The sequence below is a fragment of the Thioalkalivibrio sp. AKL9 genome (assembly GCF_000377825.1).
In the GTDB taxonomy this organism is placed as follows: Bacteria; Pseudomonadota; Gammaproteobacteria; order Ectothiorhodospirales; family Ectothiorhodospiraceae; genus Thioalkalivibrio; species Thioalkalivibrio versutus.
Genome location: NZ_KB905107.1, coordinates 87310 through 113061 on the forward strand (window position 1 = coordinate 87310; position 25752 = coordinate 113061).

Consider the following 25752-nt stretch of genomic DNA (forward strand, 5'->3'; position numbering starts at 1 on the left):
GTCACCCCGTCAGCCCCCGTCCCCGGGGTCTTCACCGCCGCTGCCGCGCAGACGCTGCAGACGCTCCGCCAGCGCGCGCTCGGTACCATCCCGGCGCGGACTATAGAAGCGCGCTTCTTCCAGCCCTTCGGGCAGATAGACCTGTCCGCGCGCAAACCCGTCCGGTTCGTCGTGGTCGTAGCGATACCCGGCACCGAAGCCCTCGGCACGCATCAGCTCGGTCGGGGCATTGCGCAGGTGCAGGGGCACGCCCGCGCTGCCGCTGTCGCGGATCGCGGCCCGCGCGCCGTTCAGCGCGGCATAGGCGCTGTTGCTCTTGGGTGCGGAGGCCAGTTCGATCACTGCCTGTACCAGCGCCAGATCGCCTTCCGGCCGGCCCAGACGTTCCATGGTCTGCCAGGCCGCCAGCACCCGCGCACCGAGGCCAACCGCGGCCAGGCCAATGTCCTCGTAGGCCATGCGCAGCAGGCGACGACCGAGGTAGTCCGGGTCACAGCCGGCATCCAGCATGCGGGTGAGCCAGTACACCGCGGCGTTCGGATCGGACCCACGCACGGACTTGTGCAGGGCGGAGATCTGGTCGTAGAAGGCATCGCCCTGACGGTCGAAGGCCAGTGACTGCGCCCCCATCACCGCGCGCAGCGCGTCGCCGGTGATGGCGCCATCGCGCGCCAGGTCCGAGGCGGTCTCCAGCCAGTTCAGGGCACGCCGGGCATCGCCGTCCGCGGCGCGCGCAAGACGCTGACGCTCCTCCGGGTCCAGCGTCAGGCCGCGCCCGCCCAGACCGCGCTCGGGGTCATTGAGGGCCCGGTCGATCAGGGCCTCGATGGCCTCCGCCACGACCGCCTCCATGCGATAGACCCGCGCGCGCGACAGCAGCGCGCTGTTGAGTGCGAACGAAGGATTCTCGGTGGTCGCGCCGACGAAGGTCAGCGTACCGTCCTCAATGTGCGGCAGCAGGGCGTCCTGCTGGCCCTTGTTGAAGCGGTGGATCTCGTCAATGAACAGCAGCGTCCCGACACCTTTGCGGCGGCGGGTTTTCGCGGCTTCGACGACCGCACGGACGTCCTTGACCCCCGCCAGCACGGCGGACAGCGTGACCAGGCGCTGGGCTCCGGCCGCCGCCACCAGCCGCGCGAGCGTCGTCTTGCCGCAGCCGGGCGGGCCCCAGAGGATCATCGACGGGGTCTGGCCCTGCTCGATCGCCTGGCGCAGCGCGGCATCGGCGCCGACCAGGTGGTCCTGGCCGACCATCTCGTCGAGCCGCGCCGGACGCATGCGCTCGGCCAGCGGCGCCGAGGGATCCGGGGCGACCGGGGCCGGTTCGGGTTCGGGCGAGGCCACGTCCGGATCGGGGCCGAACAGATCGCCTTCGGGGGAATCACTCATGGAGGGATTGTAACCCCTCGAGCCGAAGAGCCTTGTTCACCACGAAGTGCACGAAGGTACGAAGAAGGGCGAATGGCACCACAGAGGACACAGAGGACACGGAGAAAACCCAAGGGAGGGTGTCGCAGCCCATGTGTAGGATGCGTTGAGCAAAGCGAAAGGCATCAACATCGATCACCCGGAATATCGCCGCCTTCCGACCGATGCGTTTCGCTTTGCTCAACGCATCCTACACTCCCTGAAAGCCTTTGTTTTCTCCGTGGCCTCTGTGCGCTTTGTGGCAGATAACCCGCGAGCGGACCTCGCTCAAGGCCGATAGATGTCGGTCCCGGCCGGCGGGTCGAAGGTGAACACGCCCGGGTCGAGTTCGCCATTGCGTTCGGTTTCGTGGAAGAGGATCACGGTCTCCTGGCCGAAGATGTCGCGGAAGGCCATGCGGGTCAGGTCGCCATCCGCGGTCAGGTCCAGGTCCAGACTGGTGAAGTCGGCCTGTTCGTTGCGCGGCACCAGCACCAGGCGCAGGGCATCGCCGCCCGGCACCGGGCGCAGTGACATGCGGAAGTGCTCGTCCAGGCGCTCCGGCTGGGTGATCGCGGCGATCGGCGTGGCGTCGAAGGCATCCCCCAGCGGGCGCACCGTGGCCTGCGACAGGTCCGGGTCGTACATCCACAGGTCCTCGCCATCGGAGACGATGGTCTGCGGGAACGGCTCGGTCACCTCCCAGTGCAGGCGATTGGGCAGCCCCAGCTGCATGCGGCCATCGGACTCCTGCAGCACGTAGCCGGTGTCGTCGCGCACGGTCTGGGTAAATTCGGCGGAGAAGCTTTCAAGGCCATCGACAAAGCGATCCAGCGCCGCGCGGGCATCCTCCATACCGCGGTCGGCGGCCAGGGCCGGAACGGCGGTCAAGGCCAGTACCAGGCCAAGGGACAGGGCCCGCCAGAGGGCGCCCGGACACGTAAGGGGACGAGCGTTCATGCAGTCTCCAGGATGGATGAGTATGCGATTCATGATGCGCCGCGAGGCTTAACCCGGCGTGAATGTGCTGCACAGGGATGACGAACCGCGTCACGCGATCAGGGACATGGACACCAACCAGGCCCTCGGGTTCGGGGCGCTCAGTCGTTCGGGCCGGGAACCAGGACCTCGCGATTGCCGTTCGACTGTACCTGGCTGACCAGGCCGGCGGCCTCCATGTCTTCGACCATGCGCGCGGCGCGGTTGTAGCCGATCTTGAGCCGGCGCTGGACGAACGAGATCGAGGCCTTGCGTGACTCGATGACCACCTGCACGGCCTGATCGTAGAGCGGGTCCGATTCGTTGCCGTTCCCCTCGGGCGACTCCAGCCCTGGGATGCTGGCCGCACCGGCCTCGGGCTCGTCGAGGATTGCGTCGTTGTAGTCCGGCTCGCCGGTGGACTTGAGGTACTCGACCACCTGATGCACCTCGTTGTCGCTGACGAACGCACCGTGCACGCGCTCGGGCATCGCCTTGCCCGGCGGCAGGTAGAGCATGTCGCCGTGACCCAGCAGGTGCTCGGCACCCATCTGATCGAGGATGGTGCGCGAGTCCACGCGCGAGGAGACCTGGAAGGCGATACGGGTGGGGATGTTCGCCTTGATCAACCCGGTAATCACGTCCACCGACGGACGCTGGGTGGCCAGGATCAGGTGGATGCCGGCGGCGCGGGCCTTCTGCGCCAGGCGGGCGATCAGCTCCTCGACCTTCTTGCCCACGACCATGATCATGTCGGCGAATTCGTCGACCACAACCACAACGAACGGCAACGGCTCCAGTTCCGGCGCCTCGGTCTCGGTGATCGCCTCCTCCGGCTTGAACAACGGATCCTTCAGCGGCTCGCCGCCGGCCTGGGCATCACGCACCTTCTTGTTGAAGCCGCCGATGTTGCGCACGCCCATCGCCGACATCAGCTTGTAGCGCCGCTCCATCTCCGCCACCGCCCAGCGCAGGGCGTTGGAGGCATCCTTCATGTCGGTGACAACCGAACACAGCAGATGCGGGATCCCCTCGTAGACCGACAGCTCCAGCATCTTCGGATCGATCAGGATCAGGCGGACGTCTTCCGGCGTGGACTTGTACAGTAGCGACAGCAGCATGGCGTTGACGCCCACCGATTTCCCGGAACCGGTCGTCCCGGCGACCAGCAGATGCGGCATCTTTGCCAGATCCGCGATCACCGGGCCGCCGCCGATGTCCTTGCCCAGCGCCATGGTCAGCGGCGACTTGTTCGAGTCGAACAGATCCGAACGCAGGATCTCCGAGAGGGCCACGATCTCGCGGTTCTCGTTCGGGATCTCCAGCCCCACCGTGGACTTGCCCGGGATCACCTCGACGATGCGTACGGCCATCACCGACAGCGAACGCGCGAGATCGGTGGACAGCCCGGAGATGCGCGAGGCCTTCACCCCGGCCGCCGGCTGCAATTCGAAGCGGGTGATCACCGGCCCCGGCTGCACCGCGACCACCTCGACCTCCACACCGAAGTCCTTCAGCTTCAGTTCCACCAGGCGGGAGAGCGCCTGCAACGACTCCTCGGAGAATCCGTCGGGCGGCGGCGGCGGCTCGTCCAGCAGGGCCAGCGGCGGGTGTGGATCGGCGCCTGTACCCTCGGTGAACAGCGGGACCTGCTTCTCCTTCTGCACCCGCGGGCTGGGCGGGGGTGTCTCGATGCGTGGTTCCACCCGCGAGGGCATGCGTTTCTCGGTGCGCTTGCGCTCCTTCTCCACCCGGGTCTCGCGTTCGGCCCGTTCGCGGGCGCCGATACGGCGGTCACGGGCCGAGTCGATCGCCACGCGGGCACGCTCCCAGCCACGCACGGCCAGCTGTCCGAGACGATCCATCAGCAGAAACCAGGACAGCCCGGTAAACAGGGTCACCCCGGCCAGGAACAGCGCCAGCAGGACCAGTGTCCCGCCCACCAGGCTCAGCCCGGCGACCGCCCAGCCGCCGAACAGGTCGCCGAGGATGCCGCCGGCATGGACCGGCATCCCGCCCGGCAACAGGTGCAGCGCGGCCAGGGCCGAGCCGGCGATCAGCGCCACGATCAACGCCAGCCCGCGCACGGTGAGCTCCATGGGGCTGGCGATCTGCGCCTCGCGGCGATGCCGGAACAGCCACCAGCCAATACCGCCCACGGCCAGCGGGATCAGGTAGGCCAGATAGCCGAGCAGATGAAAAGCGATATCAGCGAACCAGGCGCCTGTGGTGCCGCCCAGATTGCGCAGACCCTCGCCATCGCCGGTGGTCGACCAGGCGGCATCGCCCGGGTGATAGCTCGCCAGCGCCACCAGCAGATAAAGCGCCAGCATGCCAAAGATCAGCAGCGCACCCTCGCGCAGCCCACGCAGGAGTTGCCCACTCAAGCTCGGCGGTGCGGCCGGCTCTGCCGTCTTGCTGCCCTTGGCACCCTTGCCCCCGGATTTGGCCTTGCTTGCGGCCATGCGCTCCCCACTGGTCCGGCCCGCGGCGCGGGCAACTTTTCAAGGAAGCGCTGAATAAAGCCATCCTGGCTTTCTCAGCGCACGCTGCACTGCAAACGCGGTTTGCAGCTTGCTTCACAATCAACCCCCTGCGGTGGTCGATTGCGGCGGCACCTCCTTGTGCCGCCGGGAAACGCCGATGAATCGGCGTTTCCCGGGATCATCGCGCAGTTTACCGGTTAAAACGTTCTTCGGGGGGCCAGACCTGCCCAGCCTGAGAACCGAGTCCGGTCCGATCGCTTTCCGGCAGGCTGCCTGGGCTCGGCGAGCCCTGCCATTACAGGAGCGGGCCTGCCCACGAAGCCCCCGCCCGTGTCGGCAAAGGCCCACCCCTCAGTCCCATCGATAACCCCATACCGCAAACACTGGGTCCGCATGCTTCAGCCGGCCGGCATAGGGATCATCCGCCGGCCGCGGCAGGCCGCGCAGGGAAAAGGTCGCGACACCCGCGAAACCGGCGCGCAGGAACAGGTCCAGCACCAGCCCCATGCGCTCGAAGTCGTACAGGCGTTCCCAGACCGCAACCGCCTTGGTCGGGAAGCAGCGGTTGGAGAACGTCACCACGAACACCCCGCCCGGCCTCAGCACCTCGCGTACTGCCTGGAACACCGCCTCCGGCTGCGTCAGATACTCGACCGACGCGGTACAGGCCACGGCGTCGAAGCTCCCCGCCGCATACGGCAACTCGGGCTGCACATTGAGGTCCTGCACATGCGCGGACGCCAGGCAGGGGTTGTCCGCCAGCTCCTGCGCGTTCATGCCCAGCCCGATCACCGCTTCCGGCGTCTCCACCCGGTCCAGGTGCGACTCCCAGCTGCTCATCAGGTCGAGCACCCGCGCACCGGCCGGGATGCAGGCGCCATACAGCGCGGCAATCTCGGCGCGCGCGGTGGCGTCCAGGTGATGCACCCGCCGGGGTTCGGCATAGAACACCGCATCGGGGTCCGGATCCTCGCGTTCCAGCGCGCCGTCGGTCCAGAAGTCGGTCGGCCGTCCGCGCCAGCGCGCCTGCATGCCCGGCCCGCGGGCCGTCAGCAGCCGGGCCACATCCACCGAGTGGTCGTCATCACGCCCGCGGGCGTGGCGGGCCATGACCCGCGCCTGCAACCGCAGCTCATGGTCCGCCAGTGGATGGTTCAGATCCGCCACCAGGCGGTCCTCCTCCAGCGTCCCGACCCGAAACAGCTCGCGATCCCCGGCCTCGACGCCCGCATGGCCGGCAATGAACGCCCTCGGGTAAAAACGACCCGCACGGGGCTCCACCCGGCGATGCCTGCGCAGCCCGCGATTGAACGCCGACGCCGGGAGCTCCCGCACCCGATCCACCTCGGACGGCGGGACCAGGGCCGCGGCTGTCGCCCGCGAGGCCTCGTGTACCGCCCCCACTCCCAGCGCGTGCAGGGCTGTGCCCAGATCACCCGGCCAGTGGTCCCGTTCCGGCAACAGCCTCGGCAGAAACAGACATTCGCGGTGACGGGCCTCGGCACTCGCCCAGTCCAGCATGAACCCGATATCCGCTGCGTCGCCCGGGTTCGACCGGGATGGCGCCTCGATCCGTTTGGCAAACGGGTCCCGCATGAGCTCTCTCCTGACGCGGCAACGCGGACTGCCACGGTGACAGCGTACCGGTTATGGTACGACCAAGCCCCCACCGGAAGCTCGCATGCCCCGCTCCCTGATCGCGCCCTCCGCACTGCTCGCCACGTCCCTTTGGTTGCTCGCCGCCTTGCTGGCGATCCCCGCCGCCCAGGCCCAGGAGACGGGGGCCAGCGCCGCCGACCTCGATTCCAGCCTGCGCGTGGGCACCCGCTTTGTGTCGCCGTTCGTGATCGCCCCGGAGGCGGGTGACGCGGCCCCGACCGGCATCGCGATCGAGCTTTGGGAACGGGTAGCGGAACGCCTGGAACTGGACTACGGGTACCGGGAGGTCAGCCTCGAGGAATTGATCACAGGCCTGGGGGACGACCGCATCGATGTCTCGGTCGCGGCCCTCACCGCGACCGCCGAGCGCGCCGAGCGCGTCGACTTCACCCATCCGTACTACAGCACCGGGCTGTCCATTGCCGTGCCCCAGCAGGGCAACCCGGTCGCCGGCGCCCTGCGGGCATTCATCTCGGTGCCATTCCTGATGATCATACTGGCGCTCGCCGGCCTGCTCCTGCTGGTCGGCGCACTGCTGTGGCTGTTCGAGCGTCACCGCAACGCCGACGAGTTCGGCGGCAGCTCCGCACAGGGGCTGGGCTCGGCCTTCTGGTGGGCCGCCGTCACCATGACCACGGTCGGCTACGGCGACAAGGCCCCGCGCACCCTGCCCGGCCGCGCGATCGCGCTGGTCTGGATGTTCGCCGCCCTGATCCTGGTGTCCACCTTCACCGCCGCAATCGCCACCACCTTGACCGTCAGCTCACTGGATACCGGCATCCAGAATGTCTCCGACCTGGAGGGCCAGCGCATCGCCACCATCGGCGGCTCCAGTGCCGCCGCCTGGCTGGACGACCAGGGCTTCGCCTACCGCGACCACGCGGACCTGAGGTCCGCCCTCGACGCGGTCGCCAACGGGCACGCCGACGCGATGGTCTATGACGCCCCGCTGCTTCGTTACCAGGTGCGCGAACACTTCGCCGGTCAACTGGAGGTGCTACCCGTCGAGTTCCTGCGCCAGGACTATGCCCTGGCCCTGCCCCAGGGCTCGCCGCTGCGCGCCCCGATGAACGTGGCTATCCTCGAGATTCTGGAATCCGACGAGTGGCAGCGGGTGCTGCGCCGCTACCTCGGTAATTGACGCGAACCGCAGCAGGGAGAGACGCCTCATGGCGGAGACCTTTCTGGTGGCCATCATCGACCAGGACCGCGAAGAACAGGCCCTGGCCATCGCCAACGAAGAAGGCGGCGCGGACGGCACGGTGTTGCACGGCTCGGGCCTCGGCTTCCCCGAGCACATGACCTTCCTCGGTGTGACCTACCAGGGCAACGAATCGGTCTGTGTATGGCAACTGGAGACCGAGCAGGCCGAACGCATCGCCCGCCGTCTGAACCTGGAGATGGACTTGTTTCAGCCCTACAACGGACTTGCCTTTACCCTGGATACCGCCGCGCTGCAGGGCATGGAATTCGTCGGCCACCTGACGCATACGCCCTGACACGTTCCGAACGCCGGAGACTTCGCCATGCAATTCGTTCTGCTCGTCGCCGTAGTCCCTCGCAGTCAGGCCGATCGCGCCATCGAGATTGTTCAGCGTGTCGGAGCCGCCGGACTGACCCTGCTGGACGGTCAGGGCATCGCCCAGCTGCGGCGCAACCCGGTGATGGACCTGAAAGACTCGTCCGGCCGCAAGGTGTTACTGATGGTCCTGGAGGCCGGACTGGCCCGACGCATGCTGGAGCAGCTGGACACGGAACTGGACTTGAGCCAGTTGGGCAACGGCTTTGCCGTCACTCTGCCCATCAAGGACATCGCCGGGATCAAGCCGGAGCAGATCGAACACCTGCTGCGCACGCTCCCGGACGGCCACGCGTAGCCTTCAGCGCCAGGGCGGCTCCACGCCCTCGACGCGGTATTCGCGGCGCAGGGCGCGCATCAGGCTGAAGCAGCAGAAGACCAGGATGATCGCGACCGGCAGCCCGGCGGTCAGCGAGCCGGTCTGCAGGCTGTCCAGCGCGCGTTCGCCGCCGACGATCAGCAGCGTGGCGGCCACCGCCCCCTCGGTGATGCCCCAGATCACGCGCTGGCGCTTCGGCGAGTGCTTCGACCCGCGCGAGATCAGCGCATCCACCACGTAGGTGCCCGAAGCCGAGGAGGTGATGAAGTAGGTCGCGATCAGCAGCGTGGCGATCCCGGAGGCGAAGGTCGTCCACGGCAGCTGGGCCAGGGTCGCGTAGAGGGCCACGGTGGTGTCCTCGGCGACCGCAGCGGCGATGCCCGCGCCCTCGTCGAATAGCTCCATGTGCAGCGCGGTGCCGCCGAAGATCGCCATCCAGGCGAACACGAACAGTGTGGGCAGCGCGAGCACGCCGACGATGAACTCGCGGATGGTACGCCCGCGCGAGATGCGCGCGATAAAGATGCCCACGAACGGCGACCAGGCGATCCACCAGGCCCAGTAGAACATGGTCCAGTCCTTCTGCCACTCGGAGCCGCCGATCGCGTCGGTATGCAGGCTCAGCTCGATCAGCTGCTGGAAGTAGCCGCCGGTGGAGTCGAGCAGGAAGCGCAGGATGAACAGCGTCGGGCCGGCGAACAGCACGAACAGCATGAAGCTGATCGCCAGCACCAGGTTGAACACACTGACCCACTTGAGCCCGCGATCCAGTCCGGAGAGCACCGACAGCACGGCCACCGCCGTGATCGCGGTGATGATGCCGACCTGGTACCAGTGCGAGACCGGCATGTCGACGAGCACGTTGAGCCCGGTGTTGAGCTGCATCGCCCCGAAACCCAGCGAGGTGGCCAGCCCGAACAGTGTGCCGAACACCGCGAGGATGTCGATCACGTGCCCGATCGGGCCGTAGATGCGGTCCCCCAGTAGCGGGTAGAAGATCGAGCGGATGGTCAGCGGCAGGCGGTGGCGAAAGCTGAAGTACGCCACCGACAGCCCCAGTACCACGTACACCGCCCAGGCATGCAGCCCCCAGTGGAAGAAGGTGTAGACCATCGCCTGGCGCGCGGCCTCAGCGGTCTCGCCATCACCGATCGGCGGGTTTTGATAGTGCAGGACCGGCTCGGCCACGCTCCAGAACACGAGGCCAATTCCCATGCCGGCCGAGAACAGCATCGCGAACCAGGCGGCAAACCCGAATTCCGGCCGGTCGTCCGGCTGCCCCAGCCGGATCGCGCCGTAGCGGCTGAACCCCAGCCAGACCAGGAACCCGAGGAAGAACGTGACCACCAGCAGGTAGCCCCAGCCGAGGTATTCGGTAATGAATCCGTGGATGCCGTCGAACACCATGCTGGCGGTGGACGGCAAGGCCACCCCGAAGGCAACAAACACCACCACCATGATCGCGGAGGCGGTAAACACGGTGGGATTGACCGTGGAGAAAAAGGCTTCCGGGCGATACTGGCTCATGATGAACGGCCTGGCTTCAGTCCGGGGATGGGCATCAGTTCGACGCGTCGGAGTCCGGGGTGCCCGCACAAAGCCCGCCGGTCAGATCGGCCTTGGCCAGCACATGCCCCTCGGCCGCGACGTCGAACTGCGTGCGCGTCGCACCCGGCGCCAGATCCAGCGCCTCATCCAGGGCGAGCAGGCGGAAACGATAGTGGTGGCAGCCCTCCGGCGGGATCGGGCCCAGATACCCGGCCTTGCCGAAGGCATCCAGGCCCACGCGCCCCTGACTCGGCAGATGCAGCGAGTCCACCCGATGCGTGTCTGGCGGCAGGTTCCAGACCAGCCAGTGCGTCACCTCGCCCAGCGGCGAATCCAGGTCCTCAAGGATCAGCGCGAGGCTCTGTGCGCCATCCGGAACCTCATGAATCTCCAGTGGTGGCAGCTCGTTGGCATCGCGGGCCGACACCTCGATCGGCATCACTTCGCCGTCACGGAAGGCAGGACTGATCAGCCGCATCCCCTCGTCTCCTGTATCCACAGATCCTCAGCCTCCCCCGCCGCCGCCAGCGGGTCAACCGCCGCGAGACCGGATCGCAACCGGAATTGATCCCGGTCAACGAACCACCCCCGCACGGTTGCACACAGAGCCCGCTCCGTGCGTACACTTCGAGACATGGCACAGCTCACATTCAAGGGCGCGACCGGCGAGGTCACCGGATCGCGCTATCTCCTCGAGACCGACGACGCCCGCATCCTGCTGGAATGCGGCCTGCATCAGGGCGGCAATGACGCCGACGAGGCCAACCGCGAATCGCTCGCGGAACTCGCCGGGCAACTCGACGCCGTCGTCCTGTCCCACGGCCACCTGGATCACTCGGGGCTCCTGCCCAAGCTGGTTCGCGACGGCTACCGCGGCCCGATCTACTGCACACCGGGGACCGAGGAGCTGCTCGAGATCATGCTCGAGGACGCCGCCTTCGTGATGAGCAAGGACATCGAGTGGGAGAACAAGTGGCGCCGGCGCGCGGACAAGCCCCTGGTCGAGCCGGTCTACGACATCGACGACGTCGCGACCACTCTGGGACTCTGCAAGGCCGTGCCCTACGGTGACACGCAAACCATTGCCGGCGACATCCGGCTGACCTTCCGGGATGCCGGGCACATCCTCGGCTCCGCGATCGTCGACCTGATCGTGCCGTCCGGCGGGCGCGACCGGCACCTGGTCTTCTCCGGCGACCTCGGCAACCCCGACGCCGTGCTGATGCACGAACCCGCGCGGATGGAACACGCAGATCACGTGCTGCTGGAAAGCACCTACGGCGATCGCGATCACCGGCCGATGGACGAGACCATCGAGGAATTCGCGCAGATTCTCGAGCAGGCCGACGCCAGCGGTGGCAACGTGATGATCCCGGCCTTCGCGGTCGGGCGCACCCAGGAGATCCTCTACCACCTGGGCATGCTGCACCACGCCGGGCGTCTGCCGCAGCAGAAGGTATTCCTCGACAGCCCGATGGCGATCAAGGTGACCGAACTCTACGCGCGGCTGCACAAGTCGCTGAAGAGCGAGGATATGGAGCGCCTGCACAAGGCCGCGAACGGCGACCCGGGTGGCTACCTGCCCGGGCTGCAGGTCTGTCGCACGGTCGAGGAATCCATGGCGATCAACCGCATCACTGGCGGCGCGATCATCATCGCCGGGGCCGGCATGTGCAACGGCGGGCGCATCCGCCACCACATGAAGTACAACCTGTGGCGGCGCGATGCGCACCTGGTCATCGTCGGCTTCCAGGCCTCGGGGACGCTGGGACGGCGGCTGGTCGATGGCGCCGAGCGGGTCAAGCTGCTGGGCGACGAGGTCGCGGTCAACGCGAAGGTCCACACTCTGGGCGGCTTCTCCGCCCATGCCGGGCGCACTCAGCTACTGGACTGGGCACGTGGCTTTCGCGATCAGCCGGTGTTCCACCTGGTTCACGGTGAGCCGGAGGCACGCGAGGCGCTGGCCGCCGGCCTGCGCGACGAGCTGGGCGCCGAGGCCCATGTGCCGGCCTTTGGCGAGACCATCACGCTGTAATCCGCTCGCATGCCGGAGGCCGAAGCCGTCAGCACCTACGCCCTGATCGCCGGCTTCCTCGGCGGTCTCGGGCTGTTCCTGCTCGGCATGACGCTGCTGACCGACGGCCTGAAGACCGCCGGCGGCAAGGCCCTGCAGCATATTCTTGGCGTCTGGACGCGGACTCGCCCGCGCGCGCTCGCCTCCGGCATGGGCGTGACCGCGCTGGTCCAGTCCTCCAGCGCGGTCACCGTCGCCACCATCGGCTTCGCCAACGCGGGGCTTTTGACCCTCGGCCAGTCGGTCTGGGTGATCTTCGGCTCCAACGTCGGCACCACCATGACCGGCTGGCTGGTCGCCCTGATTGGCTTCAATATCCGGATCGAGGCCTTCGCCCTGCCGGCCATCGGCATCGGCGCCCTGCTCTACCTGTTCATGAAGGCCGCACGCCCGCGCTACCTGGGTCTGGCCCTGGCCGGTTTCGGCCTGCTGTTCTTCGGGATCGACGTGCTGCGCGAGGCCTTCGAGGGCCTGAGCGCGACCTTCGACCTCGGCGCCCTGGCGCGACCGGGCTTTGTCGGGCTCCTGATCATGGTCGGCATCGGTGCGCTGCTGACCGTGCTGATGCAGAGCTCGTCGGCATCGATGGCGATGGCCCTGACCGCCGCGATGAGCGGCGCGGTACCGCTGGAGGCCGCGGCCGCCGCAGTGATCGGCGCCAACCTCGGCACCACGGTCAAGGCCCTGCTGGTCGTCATCGGTGCCACCCCGAACGCCAAACGCGTGGCCGCCGCGCACGTGATCTTCAACGGCCTGACCGCGATTGTCGCGCTGCTGATCCTGCCGTGGTTCCTGGCCGCGATCGCCTGGATCTGGGGCAGCACCGGCGAGGCCCCCGCCCCCGCGGTACTGCTGGCCCTGTTCCACACCGCCTTTAACCTGCTGGGCGTGGCGCTGATGATCCCGGTCGCCCCACCGATGATCCGCTTTCTACAGACGCGCTTCCGCACCCGGGAGGAAGACATCGCCCAGCCGCGCTTTCTCGACAAGCACAGCGGGGGCGTCCCCGATCTGGCGCTGCAGTCGTTGTTACAGGAAACCGAGCGCCTGGCCGACATCAGCCACTCCATGGCGCGCGAGGCCCTACGCCCGGACCCGCCGGCCGCGGGCACCCTGGACGCACGGCGCGCCGCCGTGGAACAGCTGACCACTGCCATCAGCGATTTCGCCGCCCGCACGGCCAACCACCCGATGCCCGAGGCGGTCGGGCACGGCATCGCCGAGGCGGTACGTATCGCCCGCTATCATCGCGAGACTGCGGTGCTGGCCGACCAGATCGCCGAGCTTCGCCGCCACTCGACCGGCGAGGAACGCCCGATCGTCAGCGAACAGCGCCGCGCCTGGCAGGAGCAAGCGATCCGCGCCCTGGATCTCGCCAACCTGGAAAGCGAGAACGGCAGAGACCTGGCGGCCACCGAGGCCGTAAGCACGGTGGAGACGGCCTATGCGGAACTGAAGGCAGCCCTGCTGCGCGAAGGCACCTTCGGCTCGCTGAGCATGACCGAGATGGAACGCCAACTCCGCATCATCAGTATGGCGCGACGCCTGGTCACCCAGGCCGACAAGGCCCGCCGCCACACCGAGGCCCTGGAGGACCAGATCCAGGGGCTGCGCAAGACGCTGGAACCGGAGAACGCATGATCGACGGCGAAACCCTGCAGGACGCCATCGCGAACCACCGGGCCGAGGCCCTGACGTTCGACGGGCTGGAATACGCCCGGCTGCTGGAGCCGGTGAATCACTACCCGCGCGGTTCCGTGGTGCTTCCGGATGGCTCGGTGGTCCCCGGCTACCCGGCCATCGGGCGCATCCAGTCGCTGGAGGCCGGGCTGCCGCGCCAGTTCGATCAGCCGTTCTGGGCGGAGGAGAAGATCGACGGCTTCAACGTGCGCATCCTGCGCTGGGAAGACCGGGTCGTCACCTTCAGCCGGGGCGGGTTTGTCTGTGCATTCAGTACCGACCGGGCGCCGGATTTCGTGGACCTCGCGGTGTTCGAGGCGGAACGCGATCTGGTGCTGTGTGCCGAGATCGCCGGACCGGACACGCCCTATCTGGAGGGCTCCACCCCGCGTGTTGCGGACGACGTCGGCTTGTTCGTGTTCGACCTGATGCGGCTCGGCCAGCCGGGCTTTGTGCCGCAGGACGAAAAGTTTGCACTGATGGAGCGGCATGACCTGCCACCGGCCCCGCTGCACGGGCGGTTCACCCCCGCAGACACCGAGGCCCTGGGCCGCCTGATCCGGCAGCTGGATGCCGAGGGTGCCGAGGGCCTGGTACTGAAGACCGCGGATGGCGAGCACCGCGCCAAGTACGTGGCCGGGGGTTCCTGCATCAACGACATCCGCGTGTGTTCCGAGCAGCTACTGGACCTGCCGCCGGAGTACTTCACCAACCGTCTGACCCGCCTGGCCATCTTCCTCGCCGAACATCCGCCCAAGGATCGCGTCGCCGTGGAACGAGAGTTGGGCGCGGCCCTGCTGTCCGGGCTCGCGTCCGCGGTGGACAAGAGCCGCCGCGAGGGACGCGTCGGCCACACCTACCGCTGTCGGTTCCGCGAGCGTGCCGGGGCCCAGCGCTTCATCGATCACATGCAGGCCACCGGCGGGCGCCATGTGCGCTTCCTGCCGGACACGCCGCGCCAGGAGGCGAACGGCTACTGGCTGCTGGAGTTCGAGCGCCTGTTCGACCGGATCACCGGCACCCTGGCCTCGGCCCTGGCCGGTGACCGGCAGTACGACTGAACCCGGGAAGCGCTCAGAGCTCGCGCGAGTGGCCGCCGGACTCGGCCAGGTTCTCCATCACCCGACGCAGGTAGTCGGCGGTGACCAGCTTGATGCCCATACGGTTGCCCAGCTTGCGCATGCCCTCGTCGGCACTGGCCAGCTCGGCGTCCAGCTCCATCGCCAGCAGCACGGCATCGACGTCTTCGCGCGAATCCACCAGCCCCTTGCGCATCGCCTCGCGGAAACGCTCGCGCAGCTGGGTGATCAGCTCCGGCTTGAGCGATTCGGCCGCCCCCGCCTGGCGGGTATGCTCCTCGGCAATGCGCAGGCCGCGATCAATCCGCGTACGCACCTCGTCGATGAATTCGTAGAGGATGTCGCTCGGCAGCATCAGCGCGAAGCGCCGCGGCGAACGCACCCAGACCACGGTCTCGAAATCGGCCGCCATGGCCTCGAGGTCGCGCATGCCACGAAACTCCTCGTACACCGACAACGGCATGTAGAACTCGGCGGGGCAATGGCGCGCCAGGGTGAGGAAGGTCCGCAGGATGTCTTCGGCATCCTCGCCGAACTGCCCGGCCACATGCGGGTTGGTGAAGACACTGGTATCCAGCACGAATCGGCGCATCACGACCTCCTGTCGGCTCCCTTCATCATCGGCAGGGGCCAGCGGCCCGTCAACCGGCGCGGATCCCCCGTCCGCGAGGGCGCGGTATGGCATAATCGGCGCGTCATTTCCCAGCCGGACATGGATTGCCCTTGGCCACCCGAGCGGAAGTCGAAAAGTTTCTGGAACGCCTGCGCGAGGATCTCGAACGTCACCAGATCGAGATCCCGACCCTGCCCGATGTCTCGGTGCAGGCCCTGTTCATCACCCAGGACGAATCCAGCTCCATCGCGGATCTGGTCAACCTGATCTCGCGCGACACGGCCCTGGCCTCGCGCCTGGTGCGCCATGCCAACAGCCCGGCCTACCGTGGTTTGACCCGTTGCGCGACCATCCGCTCCGCGGTCACGCGCCTGGGTATGGAACGCGCCCGCCAGACGATCATTGCGCTGTCCATGAAGGAGGTCTTCCAGAGCGGGAACGAGATGATCCGCGTGCGTATGGAGGAGCTGTGGAACCACAGCCTGGAGGTGGCGATCATCAGCTACCTGCTGGCCCGCCGCCACCCGCACCTGGACCCCGACACCGCCCTGCTCGCCGGCCTCGTCCACGACATCGGCATGATCCCGATCCTGCGCCGCGCGGAAAAGACCCCGGAGATCTACGAGGACCCGCGCGCCCTGCAGGCCGCGGCCGACGCCGCGCACGTGGCCATTGGCCGCGCCATGCTGAAGAACTGGAACTTCGAGCCGGAGATCATCCGTGCGGTGGCCGACCACGAGAACCTCAAGCGCGAGCCCGAGGAAGGCGAACCGGTCAACTACAGCGACATCCTGCAGGCCGCCAACATCGAGAGCCACAGCGCCACCCGACATCGACTGGCCCATATCGACCGCAGTTCGGTCGCGGCCATCCGCCGCCTGGCCGCCAAGCCCGGCACCACCCGCCTGAACTGGGAAGACGACGCGATCGGTCTGGAACACGTCAACCAGATGATTGAATGAACCCCGCGCGGTGAGGGCGGTCTTCTCCTTACCTCCCGAGGAAGGACGCCCGATGCCCGCCATTCTCCAGCTCGTCTACGCCTCGCGCGCCACGTTTCGCGAAAACACGTCCAATCAGGGCATCGAACCCGAGGTCGGTCGCATCCTGATGCAGTCGCGCCAGAACAACCCGCGCAAAGGCATCGTCGGCGCGCTGTATTACGGGGATGGCCACTTCTTCCAGTGCCTGGAGGGCGAGCCGGATGCGGTACGGGAAACCCTCGACCGCATCCGCCGCGACGAACGCCACGAGGAGGTCCGTGTGCTGCGCGAACAGTCACTGGACGACCCCGGCTTCGGGGAATGGTCGATGAAATACGTTCCAGCGGCCGTGGACGTCCGGCAGCTGCTGCAACGTTTCGGCCAGCGCCAGTTCGACCCCTTCGCCTTCGACAACGACCGCATCGACGCGATGCTGGACCTGCTGCGCCAGGGCCGCGATACCGCCCACGGCGTAGCTGCGAGCTCCACCGCTTCCAACCCGGGAGATGCCACCCCTGGCGCAAGCCGTGCCCTGCTCGGGGTCGGCCTGGTCACGGTGGCGATCGTGCTCGGCGTGACCGGAGCCGCGACCTACCTGCTCGTCACGTCGTAGAGACCTCGGGACATACCGGCAGCCCGGCCCGCCGCCTTCAACAATCCGTGACGTCGGGTGCGGACCCCGGGAACGCCTGCTGGACCTGATTGCGACCACCGCGCTTGGCCTTGTAGAGCGCCTCGTCGGCGGCGACCAGCAGTTCGGGGCCGGCCTGGTCGGGGTAGTCGGCCGAACACACCATGCCGATGGAGATGGTGCAACCGAAGCGCTCGCCCTTGCGGCCGAAATTCAGTGACGCAAAGTTCCGGCGGATATCCTCCAGCACGCGCTGGGCATGTTCCGCTTCGCATTCCGGCAGCACCGCGACGAACTCCTCCCCACCGTAGCGGCCGATGATATCGGACTGACGCAGGCGCTGACGCAGCAAGGTTGCGATCGAGCTGATCACCACGTCCCCCACGGCGTGCCCGTATGTGTCGTTAACCACCTTGAAGTGGTCGATATCGAGCATCGCCAGCGTGACCGGCCGACCGATCCGGCGGGCGCGCAGCGCCTCCCGGTTGGCGGCCTCCTTGATACTGGCGTGCTTGAGCAACCCGGTCAGGCTGTCCTTGTTGATTCGGTCCTCCAGCTGGCGGGCCCGCACGATCCGCGAGCGCGCGGCCGCCACCAGTTGCAGGTCGGAGATCGGCTTGGTCAGAAAGTCGTCCGCACCTCGACCCATGGCGTCGATCTGGCGCTCGCTATCGGTTTCCGCGGACAAATAGACAATCGGCAGATGCGTGTAGGCCTCGTGCTGGCGGATCACCCCCGCCAGGTCGGTGCCCGCGTATTCGGGCATGTACAGATCCATCAGGACCAGTTCCGGCCGGAACGTAGCGATCGTGTCCATGACGTCATTCGGCGACGCCAGTACTCTGGCCTCCATCCCGGCCGCGGTCAGTACCAGCCGCATGTGCTCGGCAAGATCGGCATCGTCGTCCACGATCAGCACACGCTGCGGCGGTGCACGGCGCTCCTCGAAGATCTGCGTGATCCGGTTCACCAAGCGGGGCACATCCAGCGGCTTCAGGAAATAGCCTTCCGCCCCCAATTGAACCGCCCGCACGCGCGACGGGAAGTCGTCATTCGCGGAGAGGAAGATCAGCGGGCACTCCAGCGCCTGGACCTGCGGGGAGTCCATCAGTCGCTCGGTCGCGTTTTCGCGCCCCTGTTCCAGCATTACGTCAACGAGCAACAAGTCCGGCTGCCGGGATTCCAGCGCCCCCTTGAGCTCATCGATGCTCCGGAACACGCGAACCTCGTAGTTGAAGGACTCGAGCTGTTGCTGCAGTTGCCGGCACAGCTCCGCGTTGTCCTCTACCAACCAGACTTCGAGCGTATTGTCCGAGGTTGTCCGGGCTTCCGGAGCCACCCGGAAAGCCGGGCGCTCCGGGCGTTCGGGCACAATACGAGAGAGAGCCTCGATCTCGTCCATCAGAGACCGGCGCGCCGGCGCATCCAGCGACAACTCCTTCGCCTCCAGCCAGGCTCCGATCCGCTGCTCCAGAGAGCGCGCCGCGATACCCAGCGACGCGCACCCAAAACTGCCGCCGGATCCGGCCAGCTTGTGCAGACGCTGCTGCAGCTCATCGAGCACGTCGCGATCCTGTTCCTGTCCGGACAGTCTGCCCTGGAGCGCGCTCAATTCGGCGAACTCGTCCGGGAGCCGCTCCAGATACCGGGATCGCAGTTCTTCCAGCCGTGTGGTCAGGGCCTGCTCGGCATCGGTCGGCGTCATGCGGCCCCCTGCCAGATACGCCGTACCTGATCCGAGAGCGCCATGGGATCGAAAGGCTTGGCAATCACGTCACGGGCCCCCAGCGACTTGTAGTGCTCGATCTCGGAGGGCTGAACCTTGGCCGTCATGAAGGCCACCGGCACTTCGGCCAGCGCCGGAATCCCGCGCAGCGCCTCCAGGGTCGACGGTCCGTCCATACCCGGCATCATCACATCCAGCAGGATCAGGTCGGGCGCGAAGGCCTCCGCATCGCGCACCGCCTCCTCGCCCGAGGCGCAGATCTTGACGGTAAAGCCGCCGACCGTCTCCAGGGCCAGTTCGGCGACCGCCTGAATATCCGGTTCGTCTTCGACATAGAGAATGCGTTGCAGCTCGGCCACGTTCGGCTCCTTCGGGTTGGATGGCTCCAGTGCTGTGCGCGTCTCGGCCCGCGCGCAGCTACCGTCCTGCGGTTAATGCAAAGGACCCCGAGTCCAGGGCAAGGGGCAATTCGAACCAGAAGGTGGCCCCCGCGCCTTCTACCGAGTCGAACCCTATGCGCCCACCCATATGTTCCACCAGTTCCCGGGTGATCGCCAGGCCCAGACCCGTGCCACCCTTCTGCCGCGTGTCAGAGGCATCGGCCTGTGCGAATTTCTCGAAGATGCGCTCGCGAAAGTCTTCGGGAACCCCTGGACCATCATCCGCGACGCTCACCCGGACGCAGGCGTCCGGCGCGGACAGGGCCTGCGCTGAGACCCGAACCGAGCCGCCGGGGACCGAGAACTTCACGGCGTTCGACAGCAGATTGCCCATCACCTGCATCAGGCGCCGGCCGTCGGCCCGCACCACGATTCCGGGCGCGGCGGCTTCGAGCACCAGTTCCACCCGGTGTTGCTCGCCATAGCTCTGATGGCTCTCCAGTGCCTGCTCGAGCAGGGGCTTCAGCGGTTGCGGCCGCATCTCGAAGTGCAGCTTGCCCGCCGCGATCTTCTCCATATCCAGCAGATCGTTGATCAACAGCGTCAGACGCTCACTGTTGCGCTGGGCAATCGCAACCATTTCCCCCGCCTTTCCCGGCAATTCGCCGAGGGTCCCACTGGCCACCATGCCAAGGGCCCCCGAGATCGACGTGAGGGGCGTCCGGAGTTCGTGGCTGACGGTGGAGACAAATTCGTTCTTCATGCGTTCCACCCGCTTGCGCTCGGTGATGTCGCGCACCAGCCCCACGTAAAGGGGGTGACCATGCTGGGTAATCTCCGACACCGCCAGTTCCATGGGGAACAGACTGCCATCCTTGCGCTGGCCCTCCACCTCGCGACCAATGCCGATGATGCGTGCCACTCCGGTTCTCTGGTAGTTGCGCAGGTAACTGTCATGGGCCTCGCGGTGAGGACTGGGCATGAGCATGCGGACGTTGCGGCCCAGCACTTCGTCGGCCGCATAACCGAAGATGCGCTTCGCGGCGGGGTTGAATGACTGCATGATCCCGTGCACATCAATGGTGATGATGCCGTCCACCATGTTGTCGAGAATGGCCTGTGTGTGCTGGGCGTGTTCCACTACCGCCGTTTCGGCCGCCTTGCGCTCGGTGATGTCTTCATTGATGCCGATCACCCGTTCTGCGCGCCCTCCCGGGCCGGATATGGCCTGGGCTATGGCGCGTATATGGCGGATCTCGCCATCACCCCGACGAATGCGGAATTCGGACTCATAGGGGGTTTCAGGGTGGGCCAGTCCATGCTCGAAGTCCGCCGTAGCCTGCTCCTGGGATTCCGGCAACAGGTTGCAGGTCCATTCTTCCACCGCATGTCCGAAATCCTGTTCTCCCAAACCGTAGATCCGGAACATCCCTGCATCCCAGTCAAGCCGACCATTGGCCAGATCCAGATCCCATACGCCCAGTTGTGCCGCCTCGGCAGCCAGTGTCAGCTGCTGGGCGGTATCCCGGAAGCGCTGTTCGCTCTCGCGCAGGGCTTGTTCAGCGGCCTTGCGCTCGGTGATATCCTCGGCGATACCCAGGTAGCCGGTGATATTTCCCTTTTGGTCGGTCTTGGGTGTCACCGTCAGGGAGACGGGGATGCGCACACCGTCCTTGCACACAAAAGTCCATTCCCTCGTTTCCGCACCGTCGCGATCCGCTACCTCGGTAAAGGCCCGGAAGCCCTCGACAGGCCGTCCATAGGCGGCGCTCAGTTCGGCCGAGCGTGTTGCAATCTCCTCGGAGAGATGGAACAGGGCGGGTGATTGCTTGCCGACCAGGTCGTCGGCGGCATATCCCGTCATCTTCTCTGCACCCGGGTTGAACAGGGTGATCAGACCATCGCGGTCGGTCACCACAATGGCGAATTCCGACGCGGCCGCCAGAACCGCCTGCAACTGATCGGCGGTCTGCGCAAGCTGTGCGGTACGCGCTTGCACCTCGGACTCGAGTTCGCTTCGCGCCTGCGCCTGCTGGCGGAAACTGGCCACCAACTGCCGCGACATCTCCCGCAGGGTTTCGGCCAGGCCGTCGTATTCGAGAATCCGACTTTCCGGCAGTACCGGCGAACGCCCCGCGGCAATGTCCGAACTCAGTCCTGCACTGACCGCATCCAGCTTGTGCAATGGACGGCTGATGGCATAACTCAAGGCGGCCGAGAACAGGATGGCCAGGGCCACGATTATCGTCAGCAGAGCAAACAGCTCGACGCGCTGCTGCTCCAGCGCCCGGACCACCGGCGCCGCCGGCATCTCCGCATACACCTGCGCGACATCCGGCACTGGGCCCACCGGCGCGTCAACGAAGTAGGAACCCTGTCCCCAGCGACCCACGGCCGACATCGAACCGCCCGGCAACCAGATCGAAAGCTCCCGATCCCGGGGCTCCACCTGGCCGTCCGACGCCTCCAGCACGCTGCGGACGTCGCCCCGACTGGCCAGCACCCGACCTTCCGGGGACACAATCGCAAGCCCCAGGTCCTCGCGCGTCTGCACCCGCCCCAGATGGTAGTCATAGCGGACCCGTCCCTCGCGGTAATCGGTTGCGAGCCGCTCGGACAGATTCTCGGCGCGTTCCTGCAGGCGCTCGACCATGAAGGCCTCGTGCCCGTCGCGCTGCTGATAGCCCTCGTGCAGGATAGGGACCAGGCCCGCCAGCAGGGTGACCGGCAGCATCGCGTGGAACAACAGACTCGCGAGCGACGGCCTGCCCAGCCGGGAGGCCTGCGCGCCGCGACCCGACAACCGCCACAGCATCACCAGCAAGCTGGCGATCAGTGTGTTGAACAGCGCATTCACCGCCTGCTTCAGGGCGATCATGGTGGTGGGTTCCCAGTCCATCCCGATCAGGCCGCGATAGGACAGCAATACCAGTGGAACGCCGATCACCAGCCAGTACAGCAGGTCCGCCACAACCACATTGTGCAGCCAGCGCCGGTAAACGAGGCCCACCACCAATGCCTCGATCACAAACACCACCATCGGATACGGAACGCCCCACAGGACAAGGGTGTAGAGCCCCCCGGCGATCGCGACAATCACCGCGGGCAGCGTCCCCAGCAGCAGCACCGCGAGCATCACAGCGATCGAACCGAAGATGAAGTCCAGACCGAACAGCAGCGGCAGATGGAAGTAATTGCCGGCCACCGCCAGCAGGGCCAGCGCCAACGTCGCAAGCCCACGGCCCACCGGCTCTGACCACAAAGGCCTCATCCGCGGGCCTCATCAAGGTGGCATCCCAGCTCGAACCAGAAGGTCGCCCCCTCGTCAGGGACGGAGTCGAACCCGACCTCGCCGTCCATGCGCTCCACCAGTTCCCGGGTAATCGCGAGCCCCAGACCACTGCCGCCCTTCTGGCGGCTGTCGGAGGCATCGGCCTGGGAAAACTTCTGGAAGATGCGTTCGCGGAACGCCTCCGGAATCCCCGGGCCGTGATCGCTCACCGAGACACGCACCCGCTCCCCGTCCCGCTCCACCGCCAGCCTCACCTCGCTGCCCTCCGGCGAGAACTTGGCCGCATTGGAGAGGAGATTGGCCAGTACCTGCTGCAGACGGTCGGCGTCCACCACCACCCGGGCCCCATCGTCCTCCGCGTCCAGCACCAGGCGCACCTGGTAACGCTCGGCATATCCCTGGTTGTCGCGCACGCCCTGCTCCAGCAACGGATGTAGCGCCTGTTCCCGCATCTCGAAGCGCATCTTGCCAGCCACCAGCTTTTCCATGTCCAGCAGATCGTTGATCAGCAACTCCAGGCGCTGGCTGTTCTTGTGGGCGATCTCCAGCATCTCCCGCATCCGCTCCGGCAACGCCCCCGTCGCGCCACCGGCCACCAGCCCCAGGGAACCGGAGATCGAGGTGAGCGGCGTGCGCAACTCATGGCTGACCGTGGAGATGAACTCGTTTTTCATGCGCTCGATGCGCTTGCGCTCCGAGATATCCTCGATGATCGACCAGATCAGTTTGCGCCCGGTGTTGTCGTGGACCACCATCCCGTTGAGGACCACCGAATAGCGGCTGCCATCCTTGCGGATGTATTCCTTTTCGAACGGACCGTAACGACCGGTCGCCTCCATGCTCTCCAGTTGCTGCCGCTCCGCCGGTTCATAGTCCCTCGGGGTGACATCCCAGTAGCTCAGGGCGGTGAATTCCTCGCGGGTATAACCGGTCGGTCGCAACAGGGCCTCGTTGAGGTCCACAAACGCCCCGGTCTCATAATCGTTCAGGGCAATGCCGACCGGCGATAGCTCGAACAGCCCGCGCAGACGGGCCTCGCTGAGCTTCACGGCTCGCGCGGCCTCATCGCGCTCGATGGCCGAACCGATCCAGCGCGCGAGCAGCCGCACGAACATGCGTTCGCCTTCGCCTAACGGAACCGGACGCGGCTGCACCGAGGAAAAACTCAGGGTGCCATAACGTTCGCCCTGCACTTCCAGCATCACGCCGATGTAGGCCTCCAGTCCGAAGGCCCCGTAACACGGATGCCCACGGTTCTCGGAGGCTGCCATATGATCGATGGCCACCAGGTCGCCGGCCGCCAGGGTCAGGTCACAGTAAGTGCGGCCCAGGGGAAAGCACTGACCACGCTCCAGGAGCGAAGCGGATGGTGCGACAAAGGCGCGCACCTCGTAATCGTCGCCGCGAATGCGGCTGACGATGCCCAGTTCCAGCCCCAGGAAGTCAGTCCCGAGCTGCAATGCCCGTTCGAGCTGTTCATTGAGCCCCAGCGACGTCATCGACGCAATTTCGTTGAGTGCCGCAAAGGCCTCCAACTGGTGTTGGCGCTGTTCGCGGTTCTCCCGGTCCCGGGTCACATCCAGAATAAAACCATCAAGGTAGCTCACCCGACCATCCCCGTCGCGAACCGCCGAACCCCGCTCCTGCGCCCAGCGGATGCCGCCATCGCGATGCCGGATGCGATACTCGACGAGCCAGTCGGTCCCGGCGCGCAGCGCCTGGTCGACTGCTTCCTCGGCGGCCGCCGCATCCTCGCGATGGATCACGCTGGCGTAGCTGCGCACCGCGTTATCGATGAACTCGCTCGCGGGATAGCCCGACAACGGGTCCACCTGGTCGCTCATGTAGACCATGGTCCAGTGTTCGTCTGGCAGGCAGCGATAGGTGATGCCGGGAATGTTGTCGACCAGCGAGCGAAACTGTTGCTCGCTTTCCCGGATGCGCTCGGCATCCTGCTTTTCACGCGTGACGTCGGACTCGATGGCCATGAAACCCTGCAATGCCCCACGATCATCGCGCAGCGGATTGCCCTGGATGCGGACCCAGTACGCCCGACCGTCCCGACTGTAGTTCAGCATGTCGACCTGAAACGGCTCGCCCCGTGCCACCGCCGCCCCGATCCTCGCCGCCGCCTGCGGATCCGTCCCCTCGCCCTGCAGCAGCTTGCCGGGTTTGCGTCCGCGCAGTTCGTCCAGGGTGTACCCGCTCAGCCGGGTAAAGCCGTCGTTGATCCACTCGACCCGGCCCTCGGCATCGGTAATGATCACGCCGTTGGTGGTCTCGCTCGCCACGCGCGACAGGCGCGCCAGCTCCGACTGATCGGCGCGGTACCGGCGCTGGGTGCGCGCCGCATCGGTCAACTGCCCCAGCGTCACCAGCAGCGGCTGCAGGAAATCCACCAGCTTCTGGTCGTAGCCGCCCGGGCGGTTGGCAATCCCCAGCATGGCGATCCACTCGCCACCATATTGGATCGGGATGCCGAGAAAGGCATTGAGCGCCGGGTGGCCCTCGGGCAAGCCGCCGCTGCGCGGATCGTGGACAGGGTCATTCGCGATCACTGGCTCGCCGCTGGTAAGGGCCGCGCCGAACAGGGTCTCCAGGTTATGGAACTCCATCCCCTGGGGCGCATTGGCCGCGTAGAAGGCACGGGTCTCGGCGCTCCAGGCGATATCGGTAATGGCGTAGGTCTTGACGTAGGGCAGCCCTTCCGGGGTGTTCAGCACCTCGCCAATGAACCCGTATTCACTGTCGGTCAGGTCGAGGATATCCGTGAGCAGTTTGTCGAAGGCACGGCGCCGGTCGTGGTCCGCATCGCGAATGAACTCCGACTGGGCGCGGGTGATGACCTCGCCGAGCCGCCGCATATCGTTCAGGGCGCTGCTTAGCGACTGCAGCTCACTGGAGTTGATCTCCGCTTCGGCGACATCGGCCAGATCCCGCAGGGCTCGCCGTTCGTCGTCGCTCAGCTGCCGCGGTTGGCCGTCAATCAGGCAAAGCGTTCCAATACGATATCCATCGGCCGTGGCCAGCGGCGCACCGGCATAAAACCGGATATGCGGCTCATCCGTTACCAGGGGATTATCGGAAAATCGCGGATCCGCGCGCGCATCGCTGATCTCAAAAATGTCATCGCCGAGGATCGCGTGACCGCAAAAGGAGATATCGCGCCCCGTCTCCGGGGCTTCAAGCCCCTGCCGTGACTTGAACCATTGCCGGTCCTCGTCCACCAGCGAAACCAGGGCGACCGACACGCCAAACATCCGCCTTGCCAGACGGGTCAGTCGGTCGAACCGCTCCTCGTCCGGGGTATCCAGCAGC

At 66.6% G+C, this 25752-nt stretch carries 19 protein-coding genes; 8 read left to right on the forward strand and 11 right to left on the reverse strand.

The features are described 5' to 3' along the window. Positions 1–9: 9 nt before the first annotated feature. The 4 genes from D573_RS0106300 to D573_RS0106320 form a co-directional block, all read right to left on the reverse strand. Positions 10–1389 (reverse strand): replication-associated recombination protein A, encoded by a 1380-nt coding sequence (locus tag D573_RS0106300; protein WP_018937969.1) that lies wholly within the window; start codon positions 1387–1389, stop codon positions 10–12. Positions 1390–1695: 306 nt separating this feature from the next. Then, entirely contained in the window at positions 1696–2367 is a 672-nt protein-coding gene (gene lolA / locus D573_RS0106310; protein ID WP_018167937.1) for an outer membrane lipoprotein chaperone LolA, read from the reverse strand. A 140-nt stretch (positions 2368–2507) separates the two neighbouring features. Next, positions 2508–4850: a DNA translocase FtsK gene (locus D573_RS0106315; RefSeq protein WP_018937971.1), complete on the reverse strand. Its 2343-nt coding sequence runs from the start codon at positions 4848–4850 to the stop codon at positions 2508–2510. A 372-nt stretch (positions 4851–5222) separates the two neighbouring features. After that, the gene (locus tag D573_RS0106320; RefSeq protein ID WP_018937972.1) at positions 5223–6467 is read right to left on the reverse strand and encodes a methyltransferase domain-containing protein; all 1245 of its coding nucleotides are present in this window, start codon (positions 6465–6467) and stop codon (positions 5223–5225) included. A gap of 85 nt (positions 6468–6552) precedes the next feature. Here D573_RS0106320 and D573_RS0106325 point away from each other — a divergent pair, with 85 nt between their 5' ends. Genes D573_RS0106325 through D573_RS0106335 form a run of 3 tightly spaced genes read left to right on the forward strand, consistent with a single transcriptional unit; the run spans position 6553 to position 8407 of the window. Then, the gene (locus D573_RS0106325; RefSeq protein ID WP_018937973.1) at positions 6553–7671 is read left to right on the forward strand and encodes a transporter substrate-binding domain-containing protein; all 1119 of its coding nucleotides are present in this window, start codon (positions 6553–6555) and stop codon (positions 7669–7671) included. Positions 7672–7699: 28 nt separating this feature from the next. Next, the gene (locus D573_RS0106330; RefSeq protein ID WP_018650411.1) at positions 7700–8029 is read left to right on the forward strand and encodes a hypothetical protein; all 330 of its coding nucleotides are present in this window, start codon (positions 7700–7702) and stop codon (positions 8027–8029) included. Positions 8030–8056: 27 nt separating this feature from the next. After that, entirely contained in the window at positions 8057–8407 is a 351-nt protein-coding gene (locus D573_RS0106335) for a hypothetical protein (RefSeq protein ID WP_018937974.1), read from the forward strand. Positions 8408–8410: 3 nt separating this feature from the next. On the opposite strand, the gene D573_RS0106340 is transcribed toward D573_RS0106335, so the two are convergent. Both D573_RS0106340 and D573_RS0106345 read right to left on the reverse strand, forming a co-directional pair. Next, positions 8411–9955, reverse strand: coding sequence for a BCCT family transporter (locus tag D573_RS0106340; RefSeq protein WP_018937975.1), 1545 nt, complete (start codon positions 9953–9955; stop codon positions 8411–8413). A 34-nt stretch (positions 9956–9989) separates the two neighbouring features. Continuing rightward, positions 9990–10454, reverse strand: coding sequence for a YbhB/YbcL family Raf kinase inhibitor-like protein (locus D573_RS0106345; protein ID WP_018176489.1), 465 nt, complete (start codon positions 10452–10454; stop codon positions 9990–9992). 156 nt (positions 10455–10610) lie between these two features. On the opposite strand from D573_RS0106345, the gene D573_RS0106350 reads away from it, so the two are divergent. From D573_RS0106350 to D573_RS0106360, 3 genes are read left to right on the forward strand one after another with little or no spacing between them, the layout of a single operon-like run. Further along, positions 10611–12011 carry an MBL fold metallo-hydrolase RNA specificity domain-containing protein gene (locus D573_RS0106350; RefSeq protein ID WP_018937976.1) on the forward strand — a complete coding sequence of 467 codons (1401 nt, stop codon included), beginning with the start codon at positions 10611–10613 and terminating at the stop codon, positions 12009–12011. Between the two features lie 9 nt (positions 12012–12020). After that, the gene (locus D573_RS0106355; RefSeq protein WP_018937977.1) at positions 12021–13691 is read left to right on the forward strand and encodes a Na/Pi cotransporter family protein; all 1671 of its coding nucleotides are present in this window, start codon (positions 12021–12023) and stop codon (positions 13689–13691) included. Continuing rightward, positions 13688–14791, forward strand: coding sequence for an RNA ligase (locus D573_RS0106360; RefSeq protein WP_018937978.1), 1104 nt, complete (start codon positions 13688–13690; stop codon positions 14789–14791). Before D573_RS0106355 ends, D573_RS0106360 begins: the two co-directional genes overlap by 4 nt. Before the next feature lie 13 nt (positions 14792–14804). On the opposite strand, the gene D573_RS0106365 is transcribed toward D573_RS0106360, so the two are convergent. After that, positions 14805–15401 (reverse strand): RNA ligase partner protein, encoded by a 597-nt coding sequence (locus tag D573_RS0106365; RefSeq protein ID WP_018937979.1) that lies wholly within the window; start codon positions 15399–15401, stop codon positions 14805–14807. A 131-nt stretch (positions 15402–15532) separates the two neighbouring features. Here D573_RS0106365 and D573_RS0106370 point away from each other — a divergent pair, with 131 nt between their 5' ends. Then, complete coding sequence (locus D573_RS0106370) at positions 15533–16384, forward strand: HDOD domain-containing protein (protein ID WP_018937980.1); 852 nt, start codon at positions 15533–15535, stop codon at positions 16382–16384. 52 nt (positions 16385–16436) lie between these two features. Further along, positions 16437–17018, forward strand: coding sequence for a BLUF domain-containing protein (locus D573_RS0106375; protein ID WP_018937981.1), 582 nt, complete (start codon positions 16437–16439; stop codon positions 17016–17018). A 37-nt stretch (positions 17019–17055) separates the two neighbouring features. Here D573_RS0106375 and D573_RS0106380 read toward each other — a convergent pair whose 3' ends face one another. Genes D573_RS0106380 through D573_RS0106395 form a run of 4 tightly spaced genes read right to left on the reverse strand, consistent with a single transcriptional unit; the run spans position 17056 to position 25748 of the window. Further along, positions 17056–18741: a diguanylate cyclase gene (locus D573_RS0106380; protein ID WP_018937982.1), complete on the reverse strand. Its 1686-nt coding sequence runs from the start codon at positions 18739–18741 to the stop codon at positions 17056–17058. Continuing rightward, positions 18738–19121, reverse strand: coding sequence for a response regulator (locus D573_RS0106385; RefSeq protein WP_018650426.1), 384 nt, complete (start codon positions 19119–19121; stop codon positions 18738–18740). Before D573_RS0106385 ends, D573_RS0106380 begins: the two co-directional genes overlap by 4 nt. 58 nt (positions 19122–19179) lie before the next feature. Beyond that, positions 19180–22389 carry a PAS domain S-box protein gene (locus D573_RS0106390; protein WP_018939181.1) on the reverse strand — a complete coding sequence of 1070 codons (3210 nt, stop codon included), beginning with the start codon at positions 22387–22389 and terminating at the stop codon, positions 19180–19182. A gap of 20 nt (positions 22390–22409) precedes the next feature. Continuing rightward, positions 22410–25748, reverse strand: coding sequence for a PAS domain S-box protein (locus D573_RS0106395; RefSeq protein ID WP_081618741.1), 3339 nt, complete (start codon positions 25746–25748; stop codon positions 22410–22412). Positions 25749–25752 lie beyond the last annotated feature (4 nt).